At 71.4% G+C, this 16,412-nt stretch carries 11 protein-coding genes; 9 read left to right on the top strand and 2 right to left on the bottom strand.

Annotated elements, in window-relative coordinates; genetic code table 11:
* Position 1 precedes the first annotated feature (1 nt).
* Genes leuC through SD460_RS45040 form a run of 3 tightly spaced genes read left to right on the top strand, consistent with a single transcriptional unit; the run spans position 2 to position 2,819 of the window.
* Positions 2–1,381 carry a 3-isopropylmalate dehydratase large subunit gene (leuC, locus tag SD460_RS45050; protein WP_318307735.1) on the top strand — a complete coding sequence of 460 codons (1,380 nt, stop codon included), beginning with the start codon at positions 2–4 and terminating at the stop codon, positions 1,379–1,381.
* The gene (leuD, locus tag SD460_RS45045; RefSeq protein WP_290058575.1) at positions 1,378–1,968 is read left to right on the top strand and encodes a 3-isopropylmalate dehydratase small subunit; all 591 of its coding nucleotides are present in this window, start codon (positions 1,378–1,380) and stop codon (positions 1,966–1,968) included. The genes leuC and leuD overlap by 4 nt, the downstream gene beginning before the upstream one ends.
* A 5-nt stretch (positions 1,969–1,973) precedes the next feature.
* The gene (locus tag SD460_RS45040) at positions 1,974–2,819 is read left to right on the top strand and encodes an isocitrate lyase/PEP mutase family protein (RefSeq protein WP_290058574.1); all 846 of its coding nucleotides are present in this window, start codon (positions 1,974–1,976) and stop codon (positions 2,817–2,819) included.
* A gap of 83 nt (positions 2,820–2,902) precedes the next feature.
* Here SD460_RS45040 and SD460_RS45035 read toward each other — a convergent pair whose 3' ends face one another.
* Positions 2,903–3,919, bottom strand: a complete 1,017-nt coding sequence (locus SD460_RS45035; RefSeq protein WP_290058573.1) for a terpene synthase family protein — start codon at positions 3,917–3,919, stop codon at positions 2,903–2,905.
* A gap of 104 nt (positions 3,920–4,023) precedes the next feature.
* Complete coding sequence (locus SD460_RS45030; protein WP_290058572.1) at positions 4,024–4,785, bottom strand: squalene/phytoene synthase family protein; 762 nt, start codon at positions 4,783–4,785, stop codon at positions 4,024–4,026.
* 412 nt (positions 4,786–5,197) lie between these two features.
* Between SD460_RS45030 and SD460_RS45025 the strand changes: the two genes are divergently transcribed.
* The 6 genes from SD460_RS45025 (at position 5,198) to eccCa (ending at position 16,411) form a co-directional block, all read left to right on the top strand.
* Positions 5,198–6,673, top strand: coding sequence for an MFS transporter (locus SD460_RS45025; protein WP_290058571.1), 1,476 nt, complete (start codon positions 5,198–5,200; stop codon positions 6,671–6,673).
* Positions 6,674–7,364: 691 nt separating this feature from the next.
* Positions 7,365–7,697, top strand: coding sequence for a WXG100 family type VII secretion target (locus tag SD460_RS45020; RefSeq protein WP_257927307.1), 333 nt, complete (start codon positions 7,365–7,367; stop codon positions 7,695–7,697).
* A 32-nt stretch (positions 7,698–7,729) separates the two neighbouring features.
* A complete protein-coding gene (locus tag SD460_RS45015) occupies positions 7,730–8,029 on the top strand; it encodes a WXG100 family type VII secretion target (RefSeq protein WP_247050428.1) in 300 nt (99 codons plus the stop codon).
* A gap of 90 nt (positions 8,030–8,119) precedes the next feature.
* On the top strand, positions 8,120–8,686 hold the full coding sequence (locus SD460_RS45010) for a hypothetical protein (protein ID WP_257927308.1): 567 nt from the start codon (positions 8,120–8,122) through the stop codon (positions 8,684–8,686).
* A gap of 46 nt (positions 8,687–8,732) precedes the next feature.
* Positions 8,733–12,407: a hypothetical protein gene (locus SD460_RS45005; RefSeq protein ID WP_318307734.1), complete on the top strand. Its 3,675-nt coding sequence runs from the start codon at positions 8,733–8,735 to the stop codon at positions 12,405–12,407.
* Positions 12,404–16,411, top strand: a complete 4,008-nt coding sequence (gene eccCa / locus SD460_RS45000; RefSeq protein ID WP_318307733.1) for a type VII secretion protein EccCa — start codon at positions 12,404–12,406, stop codon at positions 16,409–16,411. Before SD460_RS45005 ends, eccCa begins: the two co-directional genes overlap by 4 nt.
* Position 16,412 lies beyond the last annotated feature (1 nt).

Raw genomic sequence — 16,412 nt, 5'->3', positions numbered from 1 at the left:
GATGGCGACCTTGCTGGACAAGATCTGGGACGCCCACACCGTGCACCGCGGCGCGGGCGGCACCGACCTGCTCTACGTCGACTTCCACCTGCTGCACGAAGGATCGAGCCCGCAGGCGTTCGAGGGCCTGCGCCTGGCGGGCCGCACGGTCCGCCGGCCCGAGCTGACCCTCGCGACCGAAGACCACGTGGTGCCCACCCGCGGTCTGCTGGGCAGTTCCGGGGTGGCGGCGACGATGGTGGCGGCGCTGCGGCGCAACTGCGCGGAGTTCGGGGTCCCGCTGCACCGGTCGGGCACCGCCGGGCAGGGCATCGTCCACGTGATCGGGCCCGAGCTCGGGATCACCCAGCCCGGCCGGATCATCCTCTGCGGCGACAGCCACACGAGCACCCACGGCGCTTTCGGCGCCCTCGCGTTCGGCATCGGGACGAGCCAGGTCGAGCACGTGCTGGCGACCCAGACCGCCGCGTTCGCCAAGCCGCGGGCGATGGCCGTCACCTTGCACGGCGACCTGCCGGACGGGGTGTCGGCCAAGGACGTCGCGCTGGCCATGATCGGCCGGATCGGCACCGGGGGAGCGCAGGGGCACGTGATCGAGTACCGCGGCGCCGCGGTCGGGGCGATGTCGATGGAGTCGCGGCTGACCTTGTGCAACATGTCCATCGAGGCGGGCGCGAAGGCCGGGATGATCGCGCCCGACGCCGTGACCGCCGACTACCTCCGCGGCCGGCCGTACGCGCCGGTGGGGGACGCCTGGGACGAGGCCGTCGCGTCGTGGGAGTCGCTGCGCAGCGACGACGAAGCCGAGTTCGACCGCCGCGTCGACATCGACGTGTCGAGCCTGTCGCCGTTCGTCAGCTGGGGGACGAACCCGAGCCAGGTCGTCGAGCTGGGCGGGGTGGTCCCGGAGCCGGCCGACCCGGCCGCCGAGCGCGCACTGTCCTATATGGACCTGGCACCGGGGACGCCGATGCGGGAAGTCCCGATCGACGTGGTGTTCCTGGGGTCCTGCACGAACGGGCGCATCGAGGACCTCCGCGCGGCCGCCGGCCTCCTCGAGGGCCACCGCCTCGCGCCCGGCGTGCGGATGCTCGTCGTCCCCGGGTCGGCCGCGGTCAAGCAGGCCGCCGAGGCCGAAGGTCTCGACGAGGTGTTCACCTCGGCCGGGGCCGAATGGCGCACCGCGGGCTGCTCGCTGTGCGTGGCGATGAACGACGACGCGTTGGCGGACGGCGAGCGCTGCGCGTCGACGTCCAACCGCAACTTCGAGAACCGCCAAGGTCGCGGCGGCCGCACGCACCTGGTGTCGCCGACCACGGCCGCGGCGACCGCGCTGACCGGCCGCCTCACCGCGCCTTCGCAGCTGGGAGCCCGCCGATGAAACCGATCAGGACGCTCTCGGGCCGCGGGGTCGGCATCCGGCGCACGAGCATCGACACCGACCAGATCATCGCCGCCCGGCACTGCTTGCGCACGACGCGGACGGGCTTCGCCGAGCACCTCTTCTCCCGCTGGCGGACGGAGCCCGGGTTCCCGCTGGACGACCCGGCGCACGCCGGCGCCACGATCCTCTTCGCGGGAACCGACTTCGGCACGGGCTCCTCGCGCGAGCACGCCGTCTGGGCGTTGCAGGACTACGGGTTCACCGTCGTCGTCGCCTCCCGCTTCGGCGACATCTTCGCCGACAACGCCGTGCGTTCCGGGCTCGTTCCCGCCGTCGTGGCGGAAAGCTCGGTCGGCGCGCTGATGGACGTCGTCGACGCGAACCCGGCCACCGAGGTGACGGTGGACCTCGCCGGGCTGACCATCGGCGCGGGCGGGGTCGAGGCCCCGATCCGGATGAGCGCCGACACCCGGCAGCGGTTCCTCGACGGGCACGACGGCATCGACGTAACCCTCCGGCACGAAGCCGCCATCCGCTCGTACGAGCGCACCCACGTCCCGATCAGCAAGGCGCCCGGAAGGTGACCGGCATGACGACCGCCCCCGCACAGCTGCGCGCGCTCCTGGCCGAGCCGGGCATGGTCCGCGCACCCGGTGTCTACGACGGAATCGGTGCGCACCTCGTCCGGCGAGCGGGCTTCAAGGTCGCCTACCTGACCGGCGCCGGGGCCGTGGCTTCCGGGTACGGACTGCCGGACATCGGCCTGGCGACCGCGACCGAGATGGCCGACCGCGCGGCACTGGTGGTCGAAGCGAGCGGGCTGCCCGTCGTCGCGGACGCCGACACCGGCTACGGCAATGCGATGCACGTCGCGCGAACTGTGCGGGCTTACGAGCGGGCGGGCGTCGCGGCGATCCAGCTGGAGGACCAGGATTTCCCGAAGCGCTGCGGGCACCTCGCCGACAAGGCGGTCGTCAGCGCGGACGACTTCGTCCGCAAGCTCGCCGCCGCCCTCGACACGAGGGAGAACGACACCGTCATCATCGCCCGCACTGACGCGCGCGGACCCGCCGGGCTGGACGAGGCGATCGCCCGTGCCCGCCGCTACGCCGCCGAAGGGGCGGACATGATCTTCGTCGAGGCCCCGCAGTCGCTCGAGGAGATCGAGCGGATCGCCGCCGAGGTGGCCGCCCCGTTGGTCTTCAACGTCGTCCCCGCGGGCCGGACTCCGGCGGTCCCGGACGCCGACTTGGCGAAACTCGGGTTCCGCATGGCGATCTACCCCGGGGCTTTGCTCCAGCCCGCCACCCTGGCTATGGCGGCCGCGCTGGTCGAGCTGGGCGGGGAGGACTCGCACGTTGCCGAGGGACCACTCGGCGTCTTCCGCGCGGTCGGGTTCGACGAGTGGGCCGCGCTCGGCGAGCGCTACCGATGACTTCCAGGACGAAGGTCTGGACACAGTGGACGCGAATCTTCTGCTTCAGCGGCTTTGGCGCCACCGTCGGCCCATCGGTGCGCTCAGGCCATGGTCCGCGCGGGCAGGTGGTTCCACCACCAGGCGATCGCCGCGATGTCCGGCGCCGCCTCGACACCGCTGGGTGCGTTGCCAGTGGGGGTCAGGGGCTCGTCGGCCAGCATGCCCGAGTATCGCGGAGAGCGCAGCAGCCAAGGGATGAAGGCACCGTGCAGCCGGATCATGGAGTGCACGGACGCACGCAGTGCGGGGCTTCCCTCGCGCAGCAGCAGGCGTGACAACTCGCTCATCGCGTAGTGGACGCTGCCGACCAAGGCGACCGCCTCGTTGGTCGCTTCCAGCGAGTCAAGACCGGATCGTGCGGCGAGCACGGCCACCAGGTTGTGGTGACCTTCCTCCGCGTCCTTCGCGAAAGCGCCGATGTCGTTGATCCATCCGATCGCCAGGTGCGCGGCTTGGAAGAACGATCGGACGGGGGCGCTGTGGTACTCGTGCTCGGCGATGTCCATGCCGGTGGCGAACTCGACCACGGCCGACAGCGCCGCCATGCCGGACGCCTGCTCTCGCACGCCGGTATGGACCTCCGCGGACGGCGGTCGCTCCGCCGCGTCGAGGAGACGCTCGGTGACGGTGGCGGCGAAGTATTGCTGGTGAGTGGCCCTCAGTCGCTGTCGTTGTGCGGGCGAGGCCAACGCCAGTGCCTCCTCGGCCATCTGCCGCACCATCGCGGTGATCGGAGTGCTGGGTGCCGGGGAGAACGGGTCGTCCCAAATGCGTTGCCCACAGGCGGCCATCACCGCGGCCTCCTCGATCGGCGCCGATTCCAGGACGTCGTCGATGAGGAGGTAAGCGACGATCCAGTTCGAGGCGAACTCGACGAGCTCCGGACGCGCCGGCGACACCGCGAACGCCATCAGTGCGGCCACGCGCGAGCGCACGACGGCTTCCAGCTGCGCCTGCGGTAGGTCACTGTGGTGCGATAGCCATTCGGCGGCTTTCCGGTCGTATTCTTCACAGCCGATCTCGGCGTGCACTGGAAAAGGAAAGAACAGCTCGGCCACGACTGTCACCGGCCAGTGGCGGTAATCGAAAAGCGGACGCTGCACATGTTCGGTCTCCCTCGGCTGTAGTGGGACGCCCTTCGCGCGGTGATCGTGCCGGCGACTCAGGCCTGCTGGAGCGTCTGCGCCCGGTGGAACTGGGCCCAGGCCACCTCCATGGCGCGGCCGCACCAGACACGAGCCGGCCCGGGATCCGGCAGCGTCGCCATCCACCGATCGGCGAGCCTGAGCTCGGTGTGCACGTAGGTGGCCAGATCGGCGACCGTCCAGCCCTCGGGGAGGAAGTCGACACCGCGTTCGCGGTCGACGGCCAAGTCGGCCAGGATGTTGGCCGCCTGGCAGCCGCGCGCGTAGCTCATCATCTGCCCGCGGTCGACCTGGGTGCCGTCGTGCCAAGCCCACATGTCGCCCAGCAGGGTGGCGACGACTCCGGCGACGGAAAAGGCGTACTCGTCGAGGTCGTCGACGTCTCGCATCCGCCAGCCACGGCGGGACCACACCGCCATCCGGTTGGCCATGGCGATGGCGGCGTCCAGGATCCGCGGCGCGATCGAGCCGGGCGCCAGCGCGCACCAGTCCGCCAGCCGCAGCGAGACATCAGGCAGGACGTCGCGATGCTCCGCGAACGCCGCGTCGAGACGACCGGCGATGTTGCGGGTCTGGAGCGCGCAGGCCACCTCGGTCAGCATCGTGTCCTTCACCGTCGCGGCCAGCGCGGGATGATCTTCGATTTCGTCGATCCCCCGGAACAGCAGGTAGAAGGAGACCTTTGCCTCCTGCAAGCCGGGCGGCATCGCGATGAGTGGTTGGTAGTACGTCGTGGACCACTGTCGAGCCTCATTGAGTGCAGCAGTCAAATCAGTCACAGTGATACCCTCCGCATATGTTCGAGGCGGACGTGAGAACACGATCCTCCGGCAGAAAACTGTTACGCGTCCAGGTCGGGCCGAATTCAGGCCTGTGCACTCTGCTGCTACCGATTTGCAATCGGAGGCAGCGCGCGCCGATTCAGGCGAAAACCCCTCGGGCGTCTATACAAAAACTGTAGCGAGCAAACCGCTGGATTTGCCAGACCTCTATCAGGTGATCCGCACGTCCCGTGGTGACACCCGATCGGTGGCGTGTGCAGATCGTCACCCGATCCAGGGTGGAAATGCAGTCGATTCCGGATCCGACGAACTGTCACCGCGAGGGGAAACATTGATGGCCCGGGGTGTCGATCGTGCGCCGAGCACGTCCCTGACTGCACGTCAACACTGGACACTGGTGGTCTCGTGCGTGGCCGTCGCGCTGGTCGTCGCCTCGATGACCGCGTTGTACTCCGCGCTGCCCGGCATCGCGGTGGCGACCGGGGCGACCCAGGGGCAGCTGACCTGGGTGATCGACGGGTACACGCTGGCACTGGCCTGCCTGGTGCTCACCGGCGGCGCGCTCGGCGACCGCTACGGGCGGCGGGCCACCCTGTTCACGGGCCTGCTGGTGTTCAGCGCCGGTTCGGCGGTGCCGTTGGCGGTCAGCGAACCGGCCTGGCTGATCGGCGGCCGGGTGACCGCCGGAGTCGGCGCGGCGCTGGTGATGCCGTCGACACTGTCGCTTCTGACCGGCGGCTTCCCGGCCGCGCAGCGGGGACGCGCGGTCGGCGTCTGGGCCGGCGTGGTCTGCGTGGGAGCCCTCATCGGCCTGCTGGGCTCCGGCCTGTTGCTCCAGAGTTGCTCCTGGAGAGCCATCTTCTTCGTCCTGACCGCCGCCGGGACGGCCCTGACCTTCGCGGCACTGACCGTCCCGGAATCGCGCGAACGGGATCGGCCTCGTGTGGACATCGCCGGCGCGGCTCTGTCCGCTGTCGCGGTCGGGCTGTTCGTCGGCGGCGTCACCGAGGCACCTGCCCGTGGCTGGCTCTCGCCGGGCACCCTGGCCGCGCTGGTCGGATGCTCGCTCGCGACCGCTGCGTTCATCGCGGTGGAACGTCGTCGGGAGCACGCGTTGTTACCGGTGCGGCTGTTCGGCAACCGCTCCTTCGCCACCGGCGTCGGCTCGTTGGTGGTGCAGTTCCTGGCCTCCTTCGGCATGTTCCTGCTGCTGCAGCAGTACTTGCAGCTGGTACTCGGCTACACCCCGACGCAAGCGGCGATCGCGATGGCACCGCTGGCCGTGCCGTTGCTGTCGTTGTGCCTGGTGGCGTCCAGGCTGACCGCCCGGGTGGGGTTGCGCGTCGTGACCGTGAGCGGCCTGGCCGTGCTGGCCGTGGGCCTGTTCATGATGTCCGGCCTGGAGGTGCACACGACCTACGGGGCGATCCTCCGGTGTGTGCTGGTCGTGGGTGCGGGGCTCGGGCTGTGCACGGCACCGGCGACGTCGGCGATCATCGCCGGCACCCCGGCCGCCAAACACGGCGTGGCCTCCGCGGTCAACGACTCCGCTCGAGAGGTGGGCGCCGCGATCGGCATCGCCGTCGCCGGCAGCGTGCTGGCTGCCGGGTACCGCGACCGCATCGAACCAGCTTTGCCGGGATTGGCCGAACGGGCCCAGGGGCCGGTGACGGACTCTCCGGCCGCGGCACTGGCTTTCGCCGAGCATTCCGAACCGGGCGGGCACTTCCTGGCCGACCTCGCCCGCGCGGCCTTCGTCCACGGCTTCCAGCAGGCGATGGCGACACTGGCCGTGGTCACGGCTGCGGGTGCGCTGGCCGCGGTGGCCGGCCGAGCCTGGACACCAGGCAACACCGTTTCTCGTCGGTGGCGACGCGCTGGGTGACCGACGCAGGGAGGAGACGGCGCCCAAGCGGCCACAGCCACCGGGTTGCTCGACGAGTTCGCCGGCGGCGGCTTCCGGCTGCCGGTCCGGGAACGAGGTGTCCCGGACGTCGACGTCCCCTGCGCGCGGCTCGCGGTCGCGAGGAACTTTTGGCGGTCCGGACCGCCTGATCGGTGGTGACGACGACCGCTCGGCATCCCCCGGATGAGTGATGCCACACGCATCTTTTCTGTTTCGGCGCGGCGAAAACGCGGTGTCCAAACCGGACAATCTTTGTCAGGTCACTCGTTCGGACCAAACGGCACTGTGATTTTCCCGTGGGACTCAGGAAGAAATCGCGACTTTGGTCGGGTTGACGCCTCGCGCACCCGGGCGTTCGCGGGCACACCTGTGTGTCCGGAGGGGCAACCGCGCTGCGCCGGGGGCCGGTTCCGGGTGCTTCCACCTGGTAGTTGATCATCAATGTCCGTTTCTGCCCGAGTGTTCGCGTTCATGTGTCCGGAAGGGAACGAGTAGCGCGACTGCCGGAAAACGTCCTTACGATGATCGTGCTGTCTCCGTCAGGCTTTCACGTCTTCCGGCGTCGGGAGTGCTGGGCGGGGCGATGCCGGGGTCCCGCCGAATCCTTTGTGGACGGTGGTGGCCCGACCCCGTTGCGGCAGGGCAGAACAACGGATTCGAGGAGGCGAACATGGCGGCTCAGAACGGCGCCAAGGTAGACACCGGGATCATGCGCCAAGGCGCTAGCACCATCACCGACACCGGCCAGGGCATCACGGGCGTCAACCGCCAGGTCGACGCCACCATGCAGGAGCTGCTGGGGACCTGGCGCTCGGACGCGGCCGTGGTCTTCCACGAGGCGATGGGCACGTTCGACCGCACCGTGCAGACGATCGTGGACCGGCTGAACACGCTTTCCCAGCACGTCACGACCGGCGCGAACGACTACGACCGCCAGGACGAGGACAACACCTCGAACGTCCGCCAGCAGGCCGCGACCATCGGTGGCCTGCCCGGCTTCTGACCGGTCTCCCCTTATCGGAAAGGAAAAACCCCATGGCTCTGGGTCAGTTCACCATCAGCTTCGCGCAGATGGAAGCCACGGTCGGGCGCGCGCAGCAGCAGTCGCAGCAGATCACCGAGCTGCTCGACCAGATGAACCGCACCATCACCGCGCAGCGCGAGCACTGGCTCGGCAGCGCGGCCGACGAGTTCCAGTCCACGTACGAGTGGTGCCGGCAGCAGGCGCTGACGCTGCCGCAGTCGCTCGACGCCGCCGGCCGCACGCTGGCGACGGTCAACGAGGGCACGTCGAGCACCGAGAGCGCCAACGCGACGCGGTTCGCGCAGCGCTGACTCTCCCGCGCTCCGGCCGGGGTGCGGCCGTCAGCCGCCGTGCCCCGGCCGGAGCGTCCGAACGCGACAGTCCGGAAAGGACCCTTCGCCATGGCTTTCGACCCGGTGGTCTTCGAAACCGCCTCGATCGCGAACCCGAACAACCAGCACAGCGACGCCCCGCCGTCGACCGAGGGCGACTTCAACAGCCCCGGCCCGCAGGACCCGGGCGACCAGGGCAACGTCTACATCCCGGTCGGTGACGTCTCCACCGCGCCGCCCGTCCCCGGGGGCGCCGACCACCCCGGCAAGGGCGTCACCGCTGTGAACACCCAGGCCATGCACACGTTCGCGCAGAACCTGCGCACGCTCGCCGACGGCCCGCTGGCCAAGCTGCCGGGCCAGCTCGACACCGTGAACGTCAAGCCGGGCATGTTCGCCACCGCGCACGACAAGATCCTCCAGCCGATCGTCGGCGAGGGTGGCCTGCGCGACTCGACCCGCACCACGGTGCAGGACCTCATCACCGCGATGCACGACGCCGCCGACGCGGTCGACAAGGCGGCCAACGCCTACGACTCCGCCGACGAGGCCAACAAGATGACCACCGACGCCTACAACCAGTACTTCGGGCAGCTGAGCTCGGAGATCACCGGCGCGGGGTCCAAGCAGCACTGATCGGCCACGCGCGGGCGGCGAACCAGGGACGGGCGAGCGAGGAACGATGGGCGACGACAACAACACCCACGGGTTCACCCAGGACGACAACGGCGTCTGGCCGGATTCCAGCAGCACGCCGACGAATTCCACCGGTGACCCCGGCAAGGACTTCGACGGCCTGACCTGGAAGCAGATCCAAGCCGCCATCATCGGCGGCGGGTCGATGGCGCCTGGCCAGGACCAGGCCGACCAGGCCTACGGCAACGTGAACTGGCAGTCCCTGCAGACCGCCGCCGGCGTGTTCCAGACGACGCAGATGAGCCTCGCCGTCGTCGCGGAGGCCATCCAGAAGCAGGTCGAAGCGCTCGCCGGGGAAGACGGACCGTGGAAGGGCACGGCGGCGACCAACTTCAAGGGCATGATGAACGACATGGCCTCGAAGTTCGAGGGCCTCGTGCACCAGATCAACGACGGCAGCAGCGGCGGCCGCAACATCCCGAACCAGCTGGCCAACTCGGCCGCGTACCTGCAGTGGGCGCAGAACACGTTGCGCTACATCGATTCCTACTACGCCCAGCAGGTCATCGCGCGCGGCAAGGTGCTCAACGACGGGCGTGCATACATCTCGCAGTTCCCCGAAGCCGTCGAGATGATGACGAACGACATGCGCGCGGTCGGCAACCAGCTGGCCGGCAAGTACCACTCGTTCTCCGTCGCCAGCTACACCGCGCCGCCGCCGGCGACCCCGCCGCCCGGCGCGGACGTCCCGCCGCCCCCGCCGCCGCCCGACGCACCGCCGCCCCCGGACATCCCGCCGCCCGCGGACGCGCCGCCCCCGCCCGCCATCCCGCCGCCACCCGGCGGTTCCGGTGGTGGCGGTGGTGGTGGCGACGTGCCGCCGCCTCCTGAACTTCCGCCCCCGCCCGGCGACACGGGCAGTGGCGGCAACCCGCCCCCGTTGTCCGGCGCCGACATCCCGCCGCCGCCCGGTGGGGACTTCGGCCCGGGTGGGGAGGGCGGGGGTACACCCCCGCCGTTCCAGAGCCTCGCCGCTGTCCCTCCGCCGCCCGGCGGTGCTAGCGGGTCCGGCGGTCCCGGCGACATCGGGAACATCGCCCCGCCCTCGCTCGACGGCCCGCCGGGGGACGTCGGCGCGGGCGGTGGCGCCCTGCCGCCGTTGACCTCGCCGAGCCTGACCCCGCCGCCCTCCGGCGCGGGGAGCAAGAGCGATCCGAAGGCCGGCGGCCTCGGCGACCTCAAGTCGCCCGCGCTCGACAGCCCGCCGGGAGACGTCGGTGAAGGTGGTCTGGGTGACCTCAAGTCGCCCTCGCTCGCTCCGCCGCCCGGCGATGTCGGTGCCGGGGGCTTGGGTGACCTCAAGTCGCCGTCGCTCGCTCCGCCGCCGGGCGGCGCCGGGGGCCTCAACGGTCTCGGCGACTTGAAGTCGCCGGCGCTGGGCAACCCGCCGGGCGCCGGCGGTCTCGACGGGCTGGGCGCGAACGCCCTCAACCCGGCCGACGTGCCGTCTTCGCTGCAGGACCCGAAGGTGGGCGGCGGGTTCACCTCGCCGATGGGCGGCGGCATGCCGATGATGCCGCCGGGCGGCATGGGCGGCGGCATGAACCCGGCCGGTTCCGAACGCCCGGACTCGGCCGGGCTGCTGGGTGGCGTCGACAAGCCGTGGACCAGCAGTCTCCCCGACGGGCTGGGCGACCCCAGCGCGCTGGCCGACGCCCCGGCGTTGAAGTCGGCTTCGTGGTCGGCGCCACCGGGTGACGTCGGCGGCGCCGGTGGCATCGGCGACGTCGGCGGCGCAGGCGGCGTCGGCGATGTCGGCGGTGCGGGAATCCCCGACGTGGGTGGCATCAAGGGCTTGGACCCGAGTCAGCTGCAGGGGCCTGGTGACGTGTCGTCGCCTGCGCAGCAGCAGGGGATGCCGGGTGCCGGGATGCCGATGATGCCGCCGGGTGGCATGGGCGGTGGGATGAACCCCGCCGGTGCGGAGCGGCCCGACTCGGCCGGTCTGCTGGGTGGGGTGGACGCGCCCTGGGATTCGGCCTTGCCGGACGGCCTGGGGGACCCGAGTTCATTTGGGGAGACCCCGGCATTGCAGTCGGCTTCGTGGTCGGCGCCGCCCGGTGATGTCGGCGGTGCGGGTGGCGTCGACGTTCCCGATGTCGGTGGGATCAAGGGCTTGGACCCGAGTCAGCTGCAGGGGCCGGGTGACGTGTCGTCGCCTGCGCAGCAGCAGGGGATGCCGGGTGCCGGGATGCCGATGATGCCGCCGGGTGGCATGGGCGGCGGGATGAACCCGCCGGGTGCCGAGCGACCCGACTCGGCCGGTCTGCTGGGCGGCGTGGACGCGCCGTGGACGGCGGATGTGCCGGATGGTCTTGGTGACCCGAGTTCCTTCGGGGAAACGCCGGCATTGCAGTCGGCTTCGTGGTCGGCGCCGCCCGGTGATGTCGGCAGTGCGGGTGGCAGCGGCGATCTCGGTGGTGGCGTCGACGTGCCCGGCGTCGGTGGCATCAAGGGCTTGGACCCGAGTCAGCTGCAGGGGCCTGGTGATCCGTCGTCGAATGGTGGGCAGCAGCAGGCCTTCCCGGGTGCCGGGATGCCGATGATGCCGCCGGGCGGCATGGGCGGCGGGATGAACCCGCCGGGTGCCGAGCGACCCGATTCAGCTGGTCTGCTCGGAGGTGTGGACGCGGCGTGGACTCCGGATGCGCCCGGTGGTGTCGGTGATCCGACGTCGGTGGGGGAGACTCCGGCGCTGGGTGCGGCTTCGTGGTCTGCTCCGGGAACTGCACCGTCCACTCAGGACTCGGTGCCGGCCGCGCCCGGGATGCCGATGATGCCGCCGGGTGGCGGGGCGAACCCGCCGAGTGCCGAACGGCCGGATTCGGCCGGCCTGCTCGGGGGTGTGGACGCGGCCTGGACGCCGGACGCGCCCAGTGGCGTCGGCGACCCGGCATCGGTGGGCGAGACGCCGGCGCTGGGCGCGGCTTCGTGGTCGTCCCCGAGTGTGGGCGGAGGGATCCCGGCCGAGCGCGTCGACGTGCCGAGGAGCCAGGAGACACCCGCGGTGACGCCCGGGATGCCGATGATGGCGCCGCCTGGCACCGGTACCGGCTCCGAAGCGGAACGTCCGGACTCGGCCGGTCACCTCGGCGGCGAAGCCTCGGCGTGGGCCACCCCTGACGCCCCGGGCGAACCCGACCCGGGCGCCGGTACCCCGCGAGGCTGGGCGACCGCCGTGCCGGTCAGCGGCTGGGGCGCCGCACCCGCCGGGAAGCCGGACGACCGCGACGACCGCGACGACCGCGACGAAGAAGTGCGGGTCTCGGTCGTGCAGCCCGCCGGCGCGCACGAGGACACCTCCGCCTGGGACGTCGGCACCGCCGAGTTCCTGCCGGGCCTCCTGCCGTTCGCGCCGCCCGCCGAGGAAGAACAGGACGTCAGTACCGACCTCGTCGAGCGCAGCGACGAGCCGTGGCGCCCGGCCGAAGACGAGCCGCGCGAGACCTACCGGCGGATCCGGGTCGGGGACGGCGAGTTCATCCCGGACGAGCTGCCGACCTGCGGTGACGGCCCAGCCGTCGACACCGAGACCGAGGCCCCCGAACCGGAACCCGAAGACGAGCCGGAAGAGGAAGAACGCACCATGGCGGACCTGCTGAGCCAGGACGACTCCGCCTGGGGCCGGTCCGCGAGCCGGCCTTCGGGGGTGCTGGAGTGAGCACGGAAACCGTCAAGCGCGGCCCGCGCGCGTCCGGCCCGGAACTGCCCGAAGGCCAGGAAGAGCTGCAGGAGCCGCCCGTGCTCGCCGAACCGGCGGCGCGGGACTTCAACTCGCTGCTCATGATGCTGCCGATGGGCATCGGGTCGATGGTGATGGTGCTGTCGTTCTCCGGCGTCGGCGGCAGCTCGCCGATGACCTACGTGCTCGGCGGCGGCATGGGACTGTCCATGATGGCCATGAGCGTCGGCCAGCTCACCCGCGCGGTCGGCGAGCGCAAGCGCAAGATGCGCGCCGAACGCCGGGACTACCTGCGCTACATCGCGCAGGTCCGCACCCGGGCCCGGGCGACGGCCGAGCAACAGCGGCGCGCGGTGGCGTGGAACAACCCGTCGCCGGACTCGCTGTGGTCACTGGCCATGGGACGGCGGCTGTGGGAGCGGCGCGTCAGCCACGACGACTTCGGCCGCGTCCGCATCGGACTGGGCTCCCAGCAGTCGGCCCTCGAACTGGTCCCGCCGGTCACCAAGCCGATCGAGGACCTCGAACCGCTGTCGGCGATCTCGCTGCGCCGCTTCACCGAGACCTACCGGTCGCTGTCGGGCATCCCGACGGCGGTCGGCCTGCGCAGCTTCACCAGCGTCGAGTTCGACGGCGACCCCGAGGCCGCCGTGAGCCTGGTGCGGGCGATGCTCGCCCAGCTGGTCGTGTTCCACTCGCCGGACGAGCTGCGGATCGCCGTGCTCACCACCGAAGCCGCGCAGTCCCAGTGGGACTGGGTGAAGTGGCTGCCGCACAACCAGCACGCCACCTTGCGCGACCCGGCCGGCCCGCTGCGGCTGCTGGCCGCCGACCACGACGACCTGATGGACGTCCTCGGCCCCGACGTCGCCGACCGCGACGACCACGACAAGGCCATCGGTCCCACCACGACCGAGCCGTTCGTGGTGATCGTCGCCCACCTGGCGGCGATCCCCGAGTCCTCGCGGCTGCTGGGCGCGGGCCTGCGCAACGTCGTCCTGCTCGACGTCACCGGCGCGCTTCCCGGCGGCCCCAAGGTGCTGCGGCTGACCACAAAGGACGATCGCGTCGAGTTCCCGGCGGGCACCGCGGTCGGGTCCGCGGTCCGCGACGAGCTGTCCGTGACGCAGGTCGAGGGCCTGGCCCGGCTGCTGTCGCCGAAGCGCACCAGCGGCACCCTGGAGATCGCCGAGCAGCCGCTCGAGAGCGACTTCGGCCTCACGGCGCTGCTGGGCATCCGCGACGTCCACAGCTTCGACATCCCCGCGCAGTGGCGCCCCCGCGCGGTGCAGCGGGCGCGGATGTCGGTCCCCATCGGCGTCACGGAAGACGGCGAGATCGTCGAGCTGGACCTCAAGGAGTCCGCGCAGGGCGGCATGGGCCCGCACGGCATGCTCATCGGCGCCACCGGCTCGGGCAAGTCCGAGCTGCTGCGCACGCTGGTCCTCGGCCTGGCCGCGACGCATTCGTCGGAGATCCTCAACTTCGTCCTCGTCGACTTCAAGGGCGGCGCGACGTTCCTCGGCATGGACCGGCTGCCGCACACCTCGGCGATGATCACCAACCTCGCCGACGAGCTCCCGCTGGTCGACCGGATGCAGGACTCCCTCAACGGCGAGATGGTGCGCCGCCAGGAGCAGCTGCGCGCGAGCGGGCACCCGTCGCTGTTCGAGTACGAGAAGGCCCGCGCGGCCGGCGAGCAGCTGGCGCCGATGCCGACGCTCTTCCTGGTCGTCGACGAGTTCTCCGAGCTGCTGAGCGCGAAGCCGGAGTTCATGGAGCTGTTCGTCTCGGTCGGCCGGCTGGGCCGCAGCCTCGGCGTGCACCTGCTGCTCGCCTCGCAGCGGCTGGACGAGGGCCGCATCCACCGCGTCGAAGGCCACCTGTCGTACCGGATCGCGCTGCGGACGTTCTCCTCGATGGAGTCCCGCAGCGTCATCGGCGTCGGCAGCGCGTACGAGCTGCCGTCCGAACCGGGCAACGGCTACCTCAAGATCGACACGACGAACCTGGTGCGCTTCAAGGCCGCGTACGTCTCCGGGCCGGTCCCGGCCGGCAGCGGGGACGGCGCGAGCGACGTCGCCCGCGCGAGCGCCGAGGTCGTCCCGTTCTTCACCCGGACCCGCCCGACCCGGTACATCGTCCGCGACGACGAACCCGACACGAAGACCGAGAAGACGGCTCAGGAAGTTCTCGAAACCGCCCCGAGTGGCCCGACCCTGGCGGACGCCTTCGTCGAGCGGCTGGCCGGCGCGGGCCCGGCGGCGCGCCAGGTGTGGCTGCCGCCGCTGGCCGACTCGCCCAGCCTCGACGCGCTGCTGCCGGGCGTCCTGCCGGACGCCGTGCGCGGCATGAGCGTCCAGGACCCGGCCCAGCTGGGCAGGCTGCGCGTGCCGCTGGGCATGATCGACCGGCCGTTCGAGCAGGTCCGCGAGCTGCTGACGGCCGACCTGTCCGGCGCGGCCGGGCACGTGGCGGTCGTCGGCGGCCCGCAGACCGGCAAGTCGACCCTGCTGCGGACCCTGGTGCTGGCCTTGGCCATGACGCACACGCCGGAGGAGGTCCAGTTCTACGGGCTGGACTTCGGCGGCGGCGGCATCATGTCGATCAGCGGCCTGCCGCACGTGGGCTCGGTCGCCACCCGCCTCGAACGCGACCGCGTCGTGCGGACCATCGAAGAGATCTCGCAGATCATGGAGCACCGCGAGAACATCTTCTCCGAGCGCGGGGTCGAGTCGATGGACGTCTACCGCCGCCTGCGTCGCGCCGGCCAGGTCGACGACGCGTTCGGGGACGTCTTCCTGGTCGTCGACGGCTGGTACTCGCTCAAGAACGACTACGCCGAGCTGGAGCAGAAGATCGGCGAGCTGGCTTCGCGCGGCCTGTCGTTCGGCATCCACGTCGTCGTCGCCTCGACCCGCTGGTCGGAGATCCGCCCCTACCTGCGCGACCTGCTGCAGACCCGGTTCGAGCTGCGCCTCGGCGACCCGATGGAGTCGGAGATCGGCTCCCGCAAGGCCAAGACCGTGCCGAGCCAGCCGGGCCGCGGCCTGACCCCGGACGGCCTGCACTTCCTCGCCGGGCTGCCCCGGATGGACGGCAGCGCCGCCACCGACGACCTCGCCGCGGCGACCAAGGCCGTCGCCGAAGAAGTGCACACGTTCTGGCCGGGCCGCCGCGCGCCCGCGGTGCGGCTGCTGCCCTCGACGTTGCCGCTGTCCGAGCTGCCCCGGCCCGACGGCGACCTGCGGCTGGCCCTCGGCCAGGACGAGCAGCGGCTGCTGCCGGTGTGGCACGACTTCCGCGCCACCCCGCACCTGCTGGTGTTCGGCGACAACGAGACCGGCAAGACCAACCTGCTGCGGCTGGTCCTGCGTTCGGTCACCGCCCGCTACGGGCCCGGCGAGGCGAAGATCGTGCTCGCCGACCCGAGCCGCCAGCTCGACGCCGAGGTGCCCGAGGCCTACCGCGTCGGCTACGCGACGACGACCGAGGCCCTGCAGGAGCTGGCGAACCAGACCGGCGTTTCGCTCTCGCCGCGGGTGCCGGACCAGAGCGTCACCGCCGACCGGCTCAAGCGCCGCGACTGGTGGACCGGGCCGCGGCTGTTCCTCGTCGTCGACGACTACCAGCTGCTGACCGGCGGCATGGGCTCGCCGCTCGAACCGCTGCTGTCCCTGCTCGCCCAAGGTGCCTACATCGGCATGCACCTGGTCGTCGCGCGCAGCACGTCGGGCGCCATGCGGGCGCTGAGCGACCCGGTCCTGCGCCGGCTCTGGGAGCTGGGCAGCCCCGGTGTCGTCTTCTCCTACCCCAAGGAGGAAGGCAAGTTCCTCGGCGAGGCCGCGCCGCGCAAGCTGCCGGCCGGCCGGGCCCAGCTCGTCACCCGCCGCGGCGTGAAGCTCGTCCAGACCGGGTTCGTCCCCGGTCCCGACCAGCTCGTCGGCAGCGGGTTCGGCACTCTCGAAGGGAGCGGACGTTGAC

The organism is Amycolatopsis solani, assembly GCF_033441515.1.
Lineage (GTDB): Bacteria > Actinomycetota > Actinomycetes > Mycobacteriales > Pseudonocardiaceae > Amycolatopsis > Amycolatopsis solani.
This window is presented reverse-complemented; position numbering and strand designations above follow the sequence as displayed.

What these genes read in the sequence shown, in the direction of transcription:
- SD460_RS45020 (WP_257927307.1), top strand. Translation starts at nt 7,365, where the DNA reads ATGGCGGCTCAGAACGGCGCCAAGGTAGACACCGGGATCATGCGCCAA.
- SD460_RS45005 (WP_318307734.1), top strand. Translation starts at nt 8,733, where the DNA reads ATGGGCGACGACAACAACACCCACGGGTTCACCCAGGACGACAACGGC.
- SD460_RS45010 (WP_257927308.1), top strand. Translation starts at nt 8,120, where the DNA reads ATGGCTTTCGACCCGGTGGTCTTCGAAACCGCCTCGATCGCGAACCCG.
- leuD (WP_290058575.1), top strand. Translation starts at nt 1,378, where the DNA reads ATGAAACCGATCAGGACGCTCTCGGGCCGCGGGGTCGGCATCCGGCGC.
- SD460_RS45040 (WP_290058574.1), top strand. Translation starts at nt 1,974, where the DNA reads ATGACGACCGCCCCCGCACAGCTGCGCGCGCTCCTGGCCGAGCCGGGC.
- SD460_RS45015 (WP_247050428.1), top strand. Translation starts at nt 7,730, where the DNA reads ATGGCTCTGGGTCAGTTCACCATCAGCTTCGCGCAGATGGAAGCCACG.
- leuC (WP_318307735.1), top strand. Translation starts at nt 2, where the DNA reads ATGGCGACCTTGCTGGACAAGATCTGGGACGCCCACACCGTGCACCGC.